Source organism: Halomonas sp. H5 (assembly GCF_050613175.1).
Taxonomy (GTDB): Bacteria; Pseudomonadota; Gammaproteobacteria; order Pseudomonadales; family Halomonadaceae; genus Bisbaumannia; species Bisbaumannia salifodinae.
In genome coordinates this window covers 848,255-864,145 of record NZ_CP192510.1, presented here as the reverse complement: position 1 = coordinate 864,145, position 15,891 = coordinate 848,255, and the positions used below count along the sequence as shown (strand labels likewise).

The window sequence follows — 15,891 nt, the reverse complement described above, 5'->3', positions numbered from 1 at the left end:
AGGAAAGAGTAAATGATTCCATCTAATGAAGAAATTTCTTCCCTGGTAAGGAATGACAGTGTAAACAAGCGCGTCTATACAGATCCAGTACTGTTCCAACTAGAAATGGAGCGTATTTATGGACAAGCCTGGATTTATGTTGGCCACGAAAGCCAAGTAAAGAACGTAGGTGATTACCATACTACTCGCATCGGCGACCAAGATGTAATATTGGTTAGAGGATCAGACAAAAAAGTCAATGTCCTCTACAATCGTTGTCCGCACAAGGGTGCCAAGCTGGTCGCGGATGGCGACGGTAATGTCGGAAAGTTCTTTCGATGCCCTTATCATGCCTGGAGTTTCAAGCTCAATGGAAACCATCTTTCTGCACCGCTAAAGAGCGGTTTCGAGGGTACTTGCTACGACCCAAAACATCCGGACTTCTCGATGGTCAGCGTGGCACGCGTAGAAAGCTATCGAGGCTTTGTCTTCGCCAGCCAGGCTGCCCATGGCCCTGACCTGAAGACCTTCCTAGGTGGAGCTATTAGCTCTATTGACAATCTCTGTGACCGATCTCCACTCGGCGAGGTTGAAGTAGCTGGAGGCGTATTCCGAGTTATGCAGCGCTCCAACTGGAAGGTGTTCTACGAGAACCTACACGACACCATGCATGCACGCGTCACACATGAATCTTCGTTCGAAGCGGCCCGCAGCGAGGCTAAAGCCATTGGCGAGATGCCCTTCGAGTTACTGATCATGGACGGCAACGGCGAGCCCTATGATTTCTGGGAAAAACTTGAACTTCGCGCCTATCATAATGGCCACGGCTACATGGAAGCGATCTTCGACCCAGAGGCTGCTACCCGCGATCCGGTATCTCGTGCTCATTTCGAATCCCTAGCCGAGGTTCATGGCAAGGAACGCGCCAGGGAAATCCTTGGCCTGAACCGTCATAATACAGTCATCTATGGTAGTGGCTCACCACATACCGTATTCCAGCAATTTCGCGTTATCCGTCCAGTCTCCGTGGACCGGACCATGGTGGAAATCCAGACATTTCGACTGAAAGGTGCACCGGCTGAGGTCTTTGATCGTGCGTTGACCTACGCCAATGTTATCAACTCACCATCCTCCAATGTTATGCCCGACGATGTCGAGGTATACGCCCGCTGCCAGGAAGGTAACCTAACCCGTGGCGGCGACTGGATCAGTATGCACCGATACGCAGGAACAGACACCGAGTTGCCGGATGGTGCGGTGTCTACCAATGGAACCAGTGAGTTGCCGATGCGAAATCAGTTTGCCGCCTGGAAGCATTACATGACCGCCACCTTGATTGCCAAGGAGAGTACCCATGCAGTCTGAGAGCACCGTAGATGTGAGTATCCGTGACCTCAAGCCCATCCAGTTTGATATCGAGATGCTACGCAATATCGAGCAATTCCTGTTCAGAGAGGCTCGTCTGCTTGACGAGCGCCGCTTCTGGGATTGGGACGATCTGTTCAGTGACAATGGCATGTACTGGATGCCCCACCAGCACGAGCAGGAAAACCCATACGACCATATCTCACTATTCTGGGAAAACCGAATGCTTCGTGAAGTGCGTATCCGTCGTCTGGAGAACGCACGTAACTGGTCGCAGCAGCCGCAGACTCGTACGGCACACCTTGTTGGTAACGTAACCATCGAAGGGCGTGATGACTACGGTTACCTTGTCGTCAGCGCCACTTTCCAAGTCAGCGAGTGGCGACTGGAGCAGAGACAGTTGTCTGGACGCTACACATATAAACTTTTAGAACAACCTGGAGAAGACTGGAAAATTTCTCTCAAGAGAGTCGACTTGATAAACTCCAACGACATTTTATCAAATCTTGAGGTATTCGTATAATGCACCGGCCAGCAGTGATTGCCCTTCACTACCAGAACGACATCTTACATCCCGACGGCCTTATACGCGTTGGCTTATCCGAAGATGACCAAAAACGCACCCAGTTACTGGTGGCGGCAAAAAAAATGCTAGACGGTGCAAGGGCACATGGCTGGCCGATTATTCATGTTCGCGTAGCCTATCGCCATGATTATGCAGATCTGATTCAGAACGCTCCCATTCTTAAATCCGTGGCAAATATCGGCGCGGTAAAAGAAGGCAGCTGGGGATCTGACTTTTATCAGGCGCTTGCCCCAAGAGAAGATTGCTTCAATGAACATGTTGTTACGCACAAACGCATAAACCCTTTCTACGATACACAGCTTTGCGTTCTACTTCGAGGACTCAATATCGAGCGAGTACTAATTGCAGGTGTCGCCACTCACTCAGTCGTGGAGAGCACGGCAAGGCATGCGGTGGATTGTGGTTTTCACGTCACCGTTGCGGCTGATGCATGTGCCTCAGCCAGCTCGGAATCTCATAACCACTCACTGAATAGCATGCGCCTTATCGCAGAAGTCAGTGATGTCCAATCAACACTGGAGGCGCTAAAATGAGTAGCACTTACAGTCTTTCAGGTAAGGTCGCTATAGTTACTGGAAGTACTCAAGGACTAGGTGTGGATATTGCTCGCCGCCTTCTTGCAGCGGGGGCGAAGGTGATGCTAGTAGGTCGTAATCGCAAAATCGGAAATGCATTGGCTACCGAGTTAGGTGAAGGGTGCCGTTTCTGTCCATGCAACGTCGAGCTAGACGAGGATATCGAGCGGTGTATCGAGGAAACCCTGGCTTTCTTCGGCCGCCTAGACATTCTGGTTAATAACGCCTGTATATATGTCGATCAAGGGCTCGCTTCCAGCCGCGAGCAATGGTTCCAGACCCTTAACGTCAATCTAATCTCGGCAGCCATTTTTACCCAGAAGGCTTGCCTGCACATGCCCGCCGGGAGTACTGTGGTCAACATTGGCAGTACTGGCGGGAAGTTCGGCGCTAATGGGCGCGCGATCTATCCCGCGTCAAAAGCCGGATTAATACAGATGACTAAAAACTTCGCAGTGACCCTGGCGGAGCAGGGCATACGTATGGTGTGCGTCTCGCCGGCATGGACTTGGTCGCCTTCAGTGGCAGACTTCTCGGGCGGAGATCAAGCTCTGGCTGACCGCGTCGGATCCCACTTTCACCCACTTGGCCGTATCGGCCGTGGTGATGAAGTCGGCAACGCAGTGTGTTTTCTCTGCAGCGAAAACGCGTCCTGGATCACCGGGGTGGACATCCCTGTGGACGGCGGATTTTCAATACTCGGCCCCGACCAAGGTATCGCCCCGCGCACTTGGTTCGAGCGTCTCGGTAATACCCAGTAAGAAAAAGATATTTATAACAGCACGAGGAGAAAATTATGAACAAGATGATCGAAATTCGTGCCACCGACGGTAGCGGTAGCTTTTCTGGTTATCTGGCCCTACCGGCTAGTGGCCATGGCCCTGGTGTGGTGATCGGCCAAGAAATCTTCGGTATCAATGCAAACATGCGTGCAGTGGCCGACTTCTATGCAGAGGAAGGTTACGTGGCGCTGGTGCCGGATCTGTTCTGGCGCCTAGAGCCAAGCGTAGACTTGGGTTATAGCGAAGAAGAGTTCACCAAAGCTATCGACTTGTTCCAGCGCCTGGACGTCGACAAAGCGGTGGAAGACATCGACGCCTCCTTCAGCGCCCTGCGCGGCCTGGCGGAAGTGGAAGACGCCGAACTCGGCTATGTGGGCTTCTGCATGGGTGGCAAGCTCGCCTACCTCACTGCCACCCGGACCCAGGCGGCTGTCTCGGTGGGCTACTACGGGATGGGTATCGACCAGTACCTAGACGAGGCAGACAGCATCAAAGGACGGCTGGTGCTGCACTTCGCCGAACAGGATGGCTACTGCGATGCGGCAACCCGCGAGCGGGTAAGCCAGGCCTTGGCCGGCCGGCCGAAGGTCGAGCTCTACAACTATCCGGGCGTGGACCATGCCTTCGCCCGGGTCGGCGGCATGCACTACGACAAGCCCGCCGCCCAGATGGCCCACGAGCGCTCCATCGCCGCCCTCAAGCGCGAGATCGGCCCGGACTACGATCTATCGAAGCTATGGGAACAACACGTCTACCATGAGTTCAATACTCGCGACGTGCCAGCGACCATGGCCACCATGGTCGCCGAACCCTACGTCAACCACATCCCCACCATGACAGGGGGGGTTGGCTACAAGGAGCTGAGCCGCTTCTACCAGCACCATTTCGTCCACGGCAACCCGCCGGATATGAATCTAGTGCCCATCTCACGCACCGTGGGCTCATCGCAAATCGTCGATGAGTTCATCATGTCTTTCACCCACACCACCGAAATCGACTGGCTACTTCCCAACGTTGCGCCAACTGGCAAGCACGTTGAAATCCCGATGCTCGGAGTGGTCAAGTTTCGTGGCGATAAACTGTACCACGAGCATATCTACTGGGATCAGGCTAGTGTGCTAGTGCAGATTGGTCTTCTCGACCCGACTGGTCTGCCGGTGGCAGGAATCAAGACTGCGGAGAAGCTTCTTGATGAGACACTGCCATCGAACACCCTGATGCAGCGCTGGCAAACCAGCGAAGGCAAATGATTTCATGTATGGCGGCATAATCAGAAACAGATCGCCAGCACTATCAGACTGCTAATCGAAACGCCCCCCTCTGGCGAAGCGCTATCATAATTGATCAGAACCAAGGCTCCGGAAATCGCTATGCAAACGAAGAAGCTTGCTAACTTTTCATTTTTCGGCTTCCTGACATCCTTAGCGCGCAGCAGCGGGTAGCTTGTTTTTCACCTCAATGAGGAGATACCGCATGAAAATAAAAATTGGTGTATTTGTGGCGGTGTTGGCCTTCACAGCGACGTTAGGCGCTATGCCGCGTCCGGCAGAGGCTTCACAAATTACCTTGACCTACGCCTTTTTCGCGCCGTCGGGTACTTTCCCAGCCAGGCAGATGGAGCACTGGGCAAATGAGGTAAATGAACGCACCGACGGCCAGGTACGCGTGCAAACTTTCCCCGGAGGCTCACTGCTGGGAGCGCGCGATATGTACGAGGGTGTCCGCCGTGGCGTCGCTGATATTGGCCTTAGCGCTCCGGCCTATGATCCAGGGCGCTTTCCTTTGAGCTCTGGGCTAACGCTACCGCATGGGTTCCCCAACGCCACCGTGGCTAGCCTAACCTACTGGGACCTTATGCAGGAGATGCAAGCGAAGGAGTTCGACAACTTCCGCGTCATCGCCCTGTTCACTAGCGAACCAGCCTATGTGCAGTCACGCCGAGCAGTCAACGGCCTTGACGACATGCGTAATTTGCAGCTGCGCGCGACAGGCAGCGGCGTACCTAGTCTGGAGGCATTGGGCGCCTCGCCGGTCGGTATGCCCATGCCATCAGTACCGGAAGCGTTGCAAACTGGAGTAATCGAAGGCGTTGCCACCTCTCGCGAGGTGTTGCGCGACTTCCGTCTGGCGGAGAATGTCAAGTACGTCACCGACTATCCAATAGGCGTGGTAACCTTCGCAGCCCTAATGGATGAGCGTCGCTGGGAGCGACTACCGGAGAATGTGCAGCAGGTGATCGATGAACTGGGTCGAGAGATGGCCCTATGGACCGGACAGTATCACGACCAACACACGGCCGATTCAATTAGCTGGAGCCAAGAGAACTACGATCTTCAGGTCATTTCGCTATCGGATGAGGAACGGGCCACCTGGGACGAACGGCTGCAATCGCAAATTGACGACTGGAGACACGAAGCAGCCGGAAATGGTCTACCTTCCGAGCAGTTTCTAACACGGTTGCAACAGATCAGGGACGAGCACGCTGAGGAGTATCAGTAAGCTGTAAGCGCCGGGTGCCGATCGACACCCGGCATTTTCTAGGAACATCTTAGGAGCCTCGCTATGTCCAACTTGGTAAACTTCCTGCACCGAGGATGCGCGGTGATCGGAGGAATAGCCCTCTCGCTGATGCTGCTCGTGGCCGTCCTCGATATTGTGCTTAGAATGTTCGGTAGCCCGCTGCCCGGTTCCTTCGAGGTGATCGGCTGGCTGGCCGCGGTTGCGATCGGCTCGGCGCTCGGGTATACCCAGGCCTACAAAGGTCACGTCACTATTCGCCTTTTAATTGATCATTTTCCGCTCAAACTACGCCTGCTGACTGAGACGGCAATGTGGCTGCTGTCGATGCTGGTAGTTGCCACCATTTCCTACAATTTGTTCGTTTACGCCACCGATATGTACCAATACGGCTCGACGTCGGAGACACTGAGGGCGCCGGTGTACCCTTGGGTGTACGCGTTGGCCTGTAGTATGAGCGTGTTCACTATTGTTCTGCTACGCGATTTCATCTGTTCTCTAGCTGCTCTGGTCAACGGTGGCGTATGCTTCGCTACGAGTGGAGGGAGACTCTCATGAGCGCAACCATGATAGGGGTTCTCGGCTTCGCAATCATGTTTCTCATGATGCTTCTAGGTTTGCCCATCGCCTTGGCCATGATGCTGGTCGGCGCGGTAGGCGTGGCAATGGTACTCACCACCGATGCAGCGGTACACCTGCTCTCCAGCAACGTCTGGGATCAGTTTTCCTCGTATGGCCTCACGGTAGTGCCATTATTCGTACTCATGGGTCAGATCGCCTATCGCAGCGGCGTCACCGAACGTTTGTACAGTACCGCCTACACTTGGTTTGGCCGCATGCCAGGCGGTATCGCCGGCACAACCGTGCTCGCCTCCATGGGTTTCTCCGCCATATCCGGCTCGAACTCGGCCACGGCCGCTACCATGGGAACTGTGGCGATGCCGGAAATGCGCAAGTATAAATACGATGGTGGGCTGAGTACCGGTAGCGTCGCTATTGGCGGCACGCTAGGCGCGATAATTCCGCCTAGTGTACTGCTAATCGTTATCGCCGTGCAGACCGAACAGTCGGTGCTTCGTCTGTTTCTTGGCAGCTTGCTGCCCGGACTGATCCTCACCACATTGTTCGTGCTGACTATCTTCCTGCTCTGTCGGCGCAAACCCGAGCTTGGTCCGGCCGGACCAGCGACAACGCTTAGGGAGAAGCTATTGGGTCTAACTGGAGTTATAGAGGCATTAATCTTGTTCTCGATCGTCATCGGTGGGCTGTATATGGGATGGTTTACTCCCTCCGAAGCAGGTGCAGCCGGTGCCTTTGGGGCGTTGCTAATGGCCCTGGTTCGCCGCAAGCTGTCTTGGCGAGCAGCTGTGGACTGTATGAGTGAAACAATGCGCATTTCCGCCATGGTGCTGCTGTTGCTTACCGGCGCGGTGATGTTCGGACGCTTCCTTGCTATTTCACGGCTGCCGTTCGAGTTGGCTGAATGGGCATCAGCACTGCCGGTCGCTCCCGAACTGATCTTGGTGGTCTTGCTGCTAATCTATCTGTTGGGCGGCATGCTGATGGATGCACTGGGTTTTCTGGTGGTTACTCTGCCGATTTTCTTCCCACTGGCTGCAGTTCTCGGATTCGACCCGATCTGGTTTACCGTCTTGCTGACCCTGGTGACTAGTTTAGGATCCGTAACACCACCGGTGGGGGTTAATGTCTTCATCGTCAGTAGCTTTGCTCCTGAGGTCCCTATACAGACGATATTCAAAGGTGCAGGCGTATTCATCATCTCATATATCGTTTTAATTGCCGCGATCATTGCCTTTCCCGCTATCGTGCTCGCACTGCCCACCAGCATGTAACGCCGCGCGCGAAAACGGGACCTGATCTTTCCTAGATTTTGTACGGAAAGTCGGCGAGCAAAGGCCAGACAAGGCAAAAACCGGCGAAAAGACGGAGTTCACGGGGTGTAAATGAGTGCTTTGAGCCGATTTTTAACGCCGTATGGGTGAGCGCAGGCAGTTTTCGTACAGAGCCCAGGAGCCCTTGACCCCGGCGGGTGCAACAGGCCCTGCTCACGAAGGAGGGCACAGCATCGATCACCGAGATCGCCATGGGCTGGGGCTTTACCCATATGGGCCGCTTCAGCCTCGCCTATCGGCAGGCGTTCGGCGAATCCCCGAGCGAGACACGGCGAGGCAAGGGACAGGACACCCCCTAGCGGACGACTCGGGGCGCCGGTTTCCCCTCGGCGCCGAAAGGGGATACCTTTAGGTGATTGGCTATCGCCTGACCAAGATGGCAGAATAACAACGCCAGTTCGCATTACGTACCCAAGAACGATATGCGAACACCGCCTCGACCGCCCCCGGGCCCTGTGGCCCCAAGATAACGACTATCGCGGCGAGGCCAGGAGGAACCATGACCGTACCCCTGACCCGACAACGGATCGCCGCCGAGTTTCACCAACCCGACTCGGCCTGCCGCTGGATGTGCCAGGTCAATGGCCCCCATCGCCTGGAAGTGCCCCAACCGCGTCAGCTCAGCTTTCGCCACCAGGGCACCCGCCTGGGCAATGTGTCCATCGGCACTATCGAGTACGCGACCCGGGTGACCGTCGGCATCGCCGACCTGACCCACAGCTACAGCATCAGCCTGCCCCTGCAGGGGGCCCAGAGCATCGAGTACCAGGGCGCGGCCTTCGACTCCGATGCCGCCGTGGGCGCGATCATCTCGCCCAGCCAGCCGCTGCGCCTGAGCATGGATGAGCAGTGCCAGAAGCGCCTGGTGCGCCTCTCCCGCCAGGCCCTGGAACACAAGCTCTCGCAACTGCTGCGCCGCCAGCTATCGCAGCCGGTGATCTTCGACCCGCGTATGCCGCTGAGCGGCACGGTGAAGGAGTGGTGGCAGATGGTCGCCAACCTGCAGGAGATGCTGCATGCCGAGGGCTCGCTGTGTGACATCCCCGAGGTGTGGAGCAACTTCGAGAACTCGCTGATCACCAGCCTGCTCTATACCCAGCCCCACAACTACTCCAGCGAGCTGCTGGGCCGCCAGCAGGGGCGCCCCGCCTACCTGAGCGACCTCGAAGCGCTGCTGCATGAGTCCCTGGATCGCCCCCTGGGGCTGGCCGACCTGGAGCGGGCCGCCGGCGTCTCCCGGGAGCGTCTCTACCGGGACTTCCATACCCACTACGGGGTCTCCCCCATCGCCTACTTCCGCCAGTTGCGCTTCGACTATGTGCGCCAGCGCCTGGAGCGGGCCGCCCCCAACGAGAGCGTCTCGAGCATCGCCATGGATTGCGGCTTCCAGCAATTGGGGCGTTTCTCCAAGGAGTACAAGGCGCGCTACGGCGAGCTGCCCTCCGAGACCCTCAAGCGTTCGGCCGCCGCGCCGCTGCAATAAGGCCGCCACAACGACGAAGGCGCCGATGGTCTCCCATCGGCGCCTTCGTCGTGATCGGCCGTCTTAGCGATGTACGGCGTCGCGGATACGCCGCGCCGTCTGCTGCAGCAGCGGCAGCAGCCGCCGGGTCAGGGTCTCATGGTCGATCCGCGCGGCATTGGTGCTGACGTTGATGGCGCCGATCAGCTTACCGCCGCCATCGAAGGCCGGCACCGCCAGGGAGCGCAGCCCCGGGTCCAGCTCCTGGTCGACGATGGCGTAGCCCTGCTCGCGGGCCTCCTCGATACGCGCGCGCAGCGTCGCCGGGTCGGTGACGCTGCGCTCGGTATGCGGTTCCAGGGTCACCCGCGCCAGGTAGGCGTCGAGCTCGGCGGCCGGCAACTGGGCCAGCAGCACCCGGCCCATGGAGGTGTAGGCCGCCGGCAGCCGGGTGCCCACCGAGAGGGTGATGGCCATCAGCCGATGGCGAGCCGCCGAGCGCGCCACATAGGTCACCTCGTCACCGTCCAGCACTCCCAGGGAGGAGGATTCGCCGCTCTCGGCGGTGATCTCCTCCAGGTACTGCTGGATCACGCCGCGGTAATCGTTGGCCGAGAGGAAGGCATAGCCCAGTTGCAGCACCTTCGGGGCCAGCTCGAAGCTGCGCCCCTGCTTGCGCATATAGCCCAGGGCATGCAGGGTCAGCAGGAAGCGCCGCGCCTTGGCGCGGTTCATGCCGGTACGGGCCGCCACCTCGCTGAGGGTCATGCGCGGATGGGCCTCGTCGAAGGCCTGGATCACCTCGAGGCCACTGGCCAGGGCGGTGACGAAGTCACGGTCGTCCGGGCTCAGGGTCGCTTCCTGGGGGGATGTCTCCATCTGCTGCTTGCCTCCGCCTCGGGCTGCCATCGAAGGCCCTACTCTAGCACGGCGGGGCGAACAAATGTTCGCCCCGCCGTGCCGTTGCCGCGACCTCAGTCGTCATGGCGATAGAGCTTGAGGATGCTGGAGAAGTCCAGGTCGCCGTGCTCCCGGGCATGCAGGGCGAAGAGGTTGCGGGCCTGGGAGCCCATCGGCACCGCCGAGCGGGAGCCCAGCGCCAGCTCCCAGGCCAGCCCCAGGTCCTTGGCCATCAGGTTGGTGAGGAAGCCGCCCTGATAGCCCCGGGAGGCCGCCGCGTTCTCCATCACGCCGGGCCAGGGGTTGTAGCCGTTGAGCACCCAGTTACCGCCGCTGCTCTGACGCATGATCTCGGAGAGCACCGCCGGGTCGAGGCCGTTCTCCACCCCCAGGGCCAGGGCCTCGGCGGTGCCGCTCATCAGGATGCCCAGCAGCATGTTGTTGCAGATCTTGGCCACCTGGCCGGCACCCACCGCGCCGGCATGGAAGATATTCTTGCCCATGCCCTCCAGCACCGGCCGCGCCTGGGCGAAGCCCGCCTCGCTGCCGCCGACGATAAAGGTCAGGGTGCCCGCCTTGGCGCCCCCCACCCCGCCGGAGACCGGCGCATCCAGGTAATCCAGGCCGCGCTCGGCGGCGGCCGCCGCCACCTCCCGGGCATCCTCCGGGGCGATAGTGGAGGCATCGATGATCAGGGTCCCGGCATCGAGGCTCGCCAGCAGCCCCGGCGCCCCGTCGCGGCCCAGGTAGAGCCCCTTCACATGGGCCCCGGCGGGCAGCATGGAGATCACCACCCCGGCCCCCTCGACCGCCGCCGCGGCGCTCGCGGCGACACTGGCCCCGGCCTCGCCCAGGGCGCGCATCGCCTCGGTCGAGAGATCGAAGACATGCAGGTCGTGGCCGGCGGCGACCAGGTTGGTGGCCATGGGGGCGCCCATATTGCCCAGGCCGATAAAGGCGATTCGCATGATAGTCACTCCTTGCGGTGGTTTTCGTAAGTCAGCCCAACAGCAGCGCCGGTAGCCCGGTCACCAGACTCGGGAAGAGGGCCAGCAGCACGCAGGCCAGCAGGATCAGCAGGCAGAAGGGAATCACCGCCTTATAAAGATGGACGATCTCCACGCCGGGAGGTGCCACCCCCTTGAGGTAGAAGAGCGCATAGCCGAAGGGGGGCGTCAGGAAGGAGGTCTGCAGCACCACCGCCACCATCACCACGAACCACAGCAGGTCCACGCCCATGGCCTCGACGATGGGCAGCATGATCGGGAAGCTGAGCAGCACGATGCCGGTCCAGTCGAGGAACATGCCCAGCACGAAGACCAGCAGCAGCATCAGCAGCAGGGCCCCGGTGGTGCCGCCGGGCATGGCCATCACCAGCTCCTGGATCACCCGCATGCCGCCGCCCCGGGTGAAGACCCCGGTGAAGGCGGTGGCGCCCACCAGCACGAACATCACCATGGTGGTGGTCTTGCTCGCCTCCAGGAAGCTGCGGTAGCAGGTGCGCGGCCGGCGATCGCCGAACACCAGGAAGAGCACGAAGGCCAGCAGCACGCCGATGGCCGAGGCCTCGGTGGCGGTGGCGACCCCGGTGAACAGCGCCCCCAGCACGCCGAGGATCAACCCCATGGGCGGCAGCACGTACTTGAGCAGCATCACCAGCAGCTCGCCGAGCCCAGTCTCGGCGCGCTCCTCGGCGCCCACCGGCGGGCCGTACTCGGGCTTGAAGAAGCACACCACCAGCACATAGAGGGCATACATGGCGCCCAGCAGCAGCCCCGGCACCAGGGCCCCGGCGAACAGCGCCCCCACCGAGACCGGCGAGTAGCTGGCCATCAGGATCAGCATGATGCTGGGCGGAATCAGGATGCCCAGGCAGCCGCTGGCCATGATCACCCCGGTGCTGAGCTGGGTGTGGTAGCCATGGCGCAGCATCGGCACCAGGGCGATCATCCCCATCACCGCGATGGAGGCGCCGACGATGCCGGTGGTGGCGGCCAGCAGCACCGAGACGATCACCACGGTCAGCGCCAGGCCGCCGCGCACCCGCCCCAGCAGCAGGCGCATCACCTGGAACATCTTCTCGGTGACCCCGGAGTCGTTGAGAAAGCGCGCCATCAGGATAAACAGCGGGATGGCCACCAGCACATAGTTGTCCATGGCCCGCCCGTAGACGTTGTTGATGATCGAGCCCAGCACCTGGGGACCCGGCCCCAGGTAGGCGGCCACCACCGCCACGCCGCCCAGCACGAAGGCCAGGGGATGGCCCATGAAGAGCCCCACCAGCAGGCCGGCGAACATGAACAGGGTCAGCAGCTCGGCGCTCATGGCGTCTCCTCCCGGCGCAGTTCGAGGAAGGCGCGGATCACCACGGCGATGGCCTGCAGGAGGATGGCCACGGCGGCGATCACGATCACCGCCTTCACCGGATAGACCGGGATGGCCACCATGCCGTAGGTGGTCTCGCCACGGCTGAAGGAGCGCATGAAGAAGCTCCAGCCGAAGCTGAGCAGCAGGTAGATAAAGGGCACGAAGAAGATCAGGTAACCGAGCAGCACCAGCGCCGCCTGCTTGCGCCGCGACAGCAGGCGCTTGATCACGTCCACCTCCACATGGGCATGATGGCGAAGCCCATAGGCCGCCAGCAGCATGAAGTGGGCGCCGAACAGCATCTTGGTGATATCGAAGGCCCAGTCGCTGGGGCGACCGCTGAAGAAGCGCAGGCCGATATCGTAGAGCACCACCAGGGCGATCACCGCGATCAGCGGCGCCAGCAGGCGGCCGAACCACTCATTGATGGCATCGATGGCCTTGGCAATGGCCTCCATCACGACCTCCTCTAGGCGATGCGCTGCGGGGAAAGGCCCACCCGATGGGCGGGCCGTATCGGGGCTAAGCGATGGCAGGCGCCTAGAGGCAGGCCTCGAGCTCCTCCAGGGAGGGCAGGTTGTCGTGGCTGCGACTCATGTTGAAGGGCGCGGAGATATCGCGCCAACTGGCGTAGTGCTCCAGGTAGCCGACCATGGAGTGGTAGACCCGGGCATGCATGGGGTTCTCGCAGGCGCCCTGCAGGATCACCTCGTTGGTGATCTCCTGGATCCGCGCCAGGTCCTCGTCGGAGAACTGGGAGATCTGTACCCCGGCCTCGGCGAAGGCCTCGGCTCCCTCGGTGGAGCCCCGCTCGGACCAGGCCAGGGACCAGGCCATGGTGGCCTCGGCGGCGATGCGCAGCTTCTGCCGGGTCTCCTCGGAGAGGGCATCCCAGGCGTCGCGGTTGATCATCACCCCGAAGACGCTGGCGCTCTGGTGCCAACCGGGCACCGCCCAGTAGTCCACCACCTCGGCGAAGCCGGCGCCGAAGTCGACCCCCGGGGTGGAGAACTCGGCGCCATCCACCACGCCCCGCTCCACCGCCTGGTAGATCTCGCCCCCGGAGAGGGTCACCTGGGAGCCGCCCAGCTGCTCCAGCACCCGGCCCTGATCGCGGCCGGAGAGACGCAGTCGCTTGCCCTCCAGGTCGGCCAGGCTCTCGATGGGGGTGCGGCCCATGAAGCCCGATTCGTTGTTGGTGATGCCGTAGGGCAGATAGACCAGGCCGTATTCGCCGTAGATCTCCTGGTAGAGGTCGAAACCGCCCCACTCGAGGATCCAGTTCATGTAGTCCACGGCATTGAACAGGCTGGTGGTGGTGCCCAGGGGCGAGAAGGCCGAGTTGCGCCCGGCCCAGTAACCGGGCCAGTCGCCGGAGGCCTCGATGCTGCCGCTCTCGGCGGAATCGAAGACCTCGGTGCCCGGCATCAGGGTGCCACCGGCGTGAAATTCGATCTGCAGCTCGTCGCCGGTCAGCAGATTGGCCAGCTCGACCCAGTGACGGTCGATCTCGATCAGCGCCAGGCTATCGGGCCAGGTGGTGGTCATGGTCCACTGCTGCTGGGCCTGGGCGCCGGTGGAGAGGCCCGCCAGGGCGATGCCGGCGACCAGGGTGGATACCGCGAAGCTCACTCGTCTTGTCATTGGTGCTCGCTCCTTGTGATCGGTCGGCCCGTGCCCTGATGCACGCCCTGCTGGCTTCCCTCCCGTGGGAGGAAGCCGGCGCCTCGCCGGGCCGGAATTCTTGTCGTTATCCGCCGATGACCCAGACCATTAGGTAAAGCCAATACGGCTCCATCGAGTGTAGACAGGGGAATCGTTGGCGAACAACGCACAATAGAGCAAGGCACTTGTGCATTACTGCACAAGCGCCTCGTCGTCTCGGGATCCGGTGGCAATAGAAGTGGAGCGATACCCGCGGCCTGCCTCGGGCGCCTCAGGTGCCGCAGAAGGTGCGGAAGACCCGCGCGCTGGGCGGCGCCGGCAGGGCAAAGTCGTCACGGCCGGGCTGCTCGCTAAAGGGTTCGGCGAGCACCTCGCGCAGGGTCTCGAAGGGGCCGAAGTCGTCGTTCTCCACGGCGGCGGCGATCATCGCCTCCACCTGGTGGTTGCGGGGAATATACAGCGGATTGACCGCGTTCATCCGCTCGGCGATGGCCTCGGGGCCGGCGTCTTCGGCGCTCAGTCGCTCGCGCCAGCGGGGCAGCCACTGCCGCAACGCCGTATCGTCATCGAACCGCTCGAGCAGCGCCGGGGCGTCCGCCTCGACCGCTTCACTCAGGCGGCGGAAGCTCAGGGTAAAGTCGGCACGCCCGGCGTGCATCGCCTCGAGCAGGGCCTCGACCAGTTCCCGGTCGCCCTCCGCCTCGGTCACCAGCCCCAGCTTGGCGCGGAATACCGCCAGCCACTCGGCCTCGTAGGCCGGCTCGAAGGCCTGGATCAGCTCGGTGGCCCGGGCGATGCCCCGCTCCTGGTCGTCGTCGATCAGCGGCAGCAGGGTCTCGGCCAGCCGCGCCAGGTTCCACTGGGCGATCCACGGCTGGTTGCGATAGGCGTAGCGCCCACCATCATCGATGGAACTGAACACGGTGCGCGGGTCATAGGCCTCCATAAAGGCGCAGGGGCCGTAGTCGATGGTTTCGCCGGCCACCGAGCAGTTGTCGGTGTTCATCACCCCATGGATAAAGCCGAGGCCCATCCATTGGGCCACCAGGCGGATCTGCCGCGCCTGGACCGCCGCCACCAGGGCCAGGTAACGCTCGCCCTCATCCCGCTCGAGCAAGCTCGGATAGTGGCGCTCGATCACCAGGTCGGCCAGGGTCTTCACCGCCTCCCGGTCGCCCCGGGCGGCGAAGTACTGGAAGGTCCCCACGCGGATATGGCTCGACGCCACCCGGGTCAGGATGGCGCCGGGCTCGGGCAGGCCGCGGAAGACCTGCTCGCCGGAGGTGACCGCGGCCAGGGCCCGGGTGGTGGGCACCCCGAGGCGGTGCATGGCCTCGCTGATCAGGTACTCCCGCAGCACCGGCCCCAGCGGTGCGCGGCCGTCGCCGCCCCGGGCGAACGGCGTGCGGCCGGCGCCCTTGAGCTGGATATCCCGGAGCCGCCCGTCCCGGTCGGTGACCTCCCCCAGCAGCACCGCCCGACCGTCGCCGAGGCGCGGGTTGAAGCCGCCGAACTGGTGGCCCGCATAGGCCTGGGCGAGGGGTTCGGCGCCGGCCGGCACGGCATTGCCGGAGAACCAGGCGGTGGCCTGGGCCTCGTCGAAGGCGGTCAAATCGAAGCCCAGCGCCTCGGCCAGCGGGCGGTTGAAGGCCACCAGGCGCGGCGCCGCCACTGGGTCAGGGGTGAAGGGCTCGTAGAAGTGCGCCGGCAGGCGGACATAGCGCAGGGTGAAGTCGGGAAACATGGCAGGCTCCGCAATCGGACAATGGCGCTTACTCTA

General features: G+C 61.2%; 16 protein-coding genes. 10 read left to right on the top strand and 6 right to left on the bottom strand.

What is annotated here, in order from left to right; all coding sequences use genetic code 11:
* Nucleotides 1-12: 12 nt before the first annotated feature.
* The 10 genes from ACQ1W9_RS04025 to ACQ1W9_RS03980 all read left to right on the top strand — a co-directional run bounded on the left by ACQ1W9_RS04025 (nucleotide 13) and on the right by ACQ1W9_RS03980 (nucleotide 9,200).
* A complete protein-coding gene (locus ACQ1W9_RS04025; protein WP_431025437.1) occupies nucleotides 13-1,344 on the top strand; it encodes an aromatic ring-hydroxylating dioxygenase subunit alpha in 1,332 nt (443 codons plus the stop codon).
* Nucleotides 1,334-1,867: an aromatic-ring-hydroxylating dioxygenase subunit beta gene (locus ACQ1W9_RS04020; RefSeq protein WP_431025436.1), complete on the top strand. Its 534-nt coding sequence runs from the start codon at nucleotides 1,334-1,336 to the stop codon at nucleotides 1,865-1,867. Before ACQ1W9_RS04025 ends, ACQ1W9_RS04020 begins: the two co-directional genes overlap by 11 nt.
* Nucleotides 1,867-2,463 carry a cysteine hydrolase family protein gene (locus ACQ1W9_RS04015; RefSeq protein WP_431025435.1) on the top strand — a complete coding sequence of 199 codons (597 nt, stop codon included), beginning with the start codon at nucleotides 1,867-1,869 and terminating at the stop codon, nucleotides 2,461-2,463. Before ACQ1W9_RS04020 ends, ACQ1W9_RS04015 begins: the two co-directional genes overlap by 1 nt.
* A complete protein-coding gene (locus ACQ1W9_RS04010; RefSeq protein WP_431025434.1) occupies nucleotides 2,460-3,266 on the top strand; it encodes an SDR family oxidoreductase in 807 nt (268 codons plus the stop codon). The genes ACQ1W9_RS04015 and ACQ1W9_RS04010 overlap by 4 nt, the downstream gene beginning before the upstream one ends.
* Before the next feature lie 35 nt (nucleotides 3,267-3,301).
* Entirely contained in the window at nucleotides 3,302-4,537 is a 1,236-nt protein-coding gene (locus ACQ1W9_RS04005) for a dienelactone hydrolase family protein (protein WP_431025433.1), read from the top strand.
* A gap of 223 nt (nucleotides 4,538-4,760) precedes the next feature.
* Nucleotides 4,761-5,786 (top strand): TRAP transporter substrate-binding protein, encoded by a 1,026-nt coding sequence (locus ACQ1W9_RS04000; protein ID WP_431025432.1) that lies wholly within the window; start codon nucleotides 4,761-4,763, stop codon nucleotides 5,784-5,786.
* 63 nt (nucleotides 5,787-5,849) lie between these two features.
* Nucleotides 5,850-6,362: a TRAP transporter small permease gene (locus ACQ1W9_RS03995; RefSeq protein WP_431025431.1), complete on the top strand. Its 513-nt coding sequence runs from the start codon at nucleotides 5,850-5,852 to the stop codon at nucleotides 6,360-6,362.
* Nucleotides 6,359-7,657: a TRAP transporter large permease gene (locus ACQ1W9_RS03990; RefSeq protein ID WP_431025430.1), complete on the top strand. Its 1,299-nt coding sequence runs from the start codon at nucleotides 6,359-6,361 to the stop codon at nucleotides 7,655-7,657. Before ACQ1W9_RS03995 ends, ACQ1W9_RS03990 begins: the two co-directional genes overlap by 4 nt.
* A gap of 197 nt (nucleotides 7,658-7,854) precedes the next feature.
* The gene (locus ACQ1W9_RS03985; RefSeq protein ID WP_431025429.1) at nucleotides 7,855-8,016 is read left to right on the top strand and encodes a helix-turn-helix domain-containing protein; all 162 of its coding nucleotides are present in this window, start codon (nucleotides 7,855-7,857) and stop codon (nucleotides 8,014-8,016) included.
* A gap of 200 nt (nucleotides 8,017-8,216) precedes the next feature.
* Complete coding sequence (locus tag ACQ1W9_RS03980) at nucleotides 8,217-9,200, top strand: AraC family transcriptional regulator (RefSeq protein ID WP_431025428.1); 984 nt, start codon at nucleotides 8,217-8,219, stop codon at nucleotides 9,198-9,200.
* A 63-nt stretch (nucleotides 9,201-9,263) separates the two neighbouring features.
* Here ACQ1W9_RS03980 and ACQ1W9_RS03975 read toward each other — a convergent pair whose 3' ends face one another.
* The 6 genes from ACQ1W9_RS03975 to ACQ1W9_RS03950 form a co-directional block, all read right to left on the bottom strand.
* Nucleotides 9,264-10,058, bottom strand: a complete 795-nt coding sequence (locus ACQ1W9_RS03975; RefSeq protein WP_431025427.1) for an IclR family transcriptional regulator domain-containing protein — start codon at nucleotides 10,056-10,058, stop codon at nucleotides 9,264-9,266.
* A gap of 95 nt (nucleotides 10,059-10,153) precedes the next feature.
* Nucleotides 10,154-11,047: a 3-hydroxyisobutyrate dehydrogenase gene (gene mmsB / locus ACQ1W9_RS03970; RefSeq protein WP_431025426.1), complete on the bottom strand. Its 894-nt coding sequence runs from the start codon at nucleotides 11,045-11,047 to the stop codon at nucleotides 10,154-10,156.
* A gap of 31 nt (nucleotides 11,048-11,078) precedes the next feature.
* Entirely contained in the window at nucleotides 11,079-12,404 is a 1,326-nt protein-coding gene (locus ACQ1W9_RS03965) for a TRAP transporter large permease (protein WP_431025425.1), read from the bottom strand.
* Nucleotides 12,401-12,904, bottom strand: coding sequence for a TRAP transporter small permease subunit (locus tag ACQ1W9_RS03960; RefSeq protein ID WP_431025424.1), 504 nt, complete (start codon nucleotides 12,902-12,904; stop codon nucleotides 12,401-12,403). The genes ACQ1W9_RS03965 and ACQ1W9_RS03960 overlap by 4 nt, the downstream gene beginning before the upstream one ends.
* 82 nt (nucleotides 12,905-12,986) lie before the next feature.
* Nucleotides 12,987-14,090: a TRAP transporter substrate-binding protein DctP gene (gene dctP / locus ACQ1W9_RS03955; RefSeq protein WP_431025423.1), complete on the bottom strand. Its 1,104-nt coding sequence runs from the start codon at nucleotides 14,088-14,090 to the stop codon at nucleotides 12,987-12,989.
* A gap of 292 nt (nucleotides 14,091-14,382) precedes the next feature.
* Entirely contained in the window at nucleotides 14,383-15,855 is a 1,473-nt protein-coding gene (locus ACQ1W9_RS03950) for a protein adenylyltransferase SelO (RefSeq protein WP_431025422.1), read from the bottom strand.
* Between the last annotated feature and the right edge of the window lie 36 nt (nucleotides 15,856-15,891).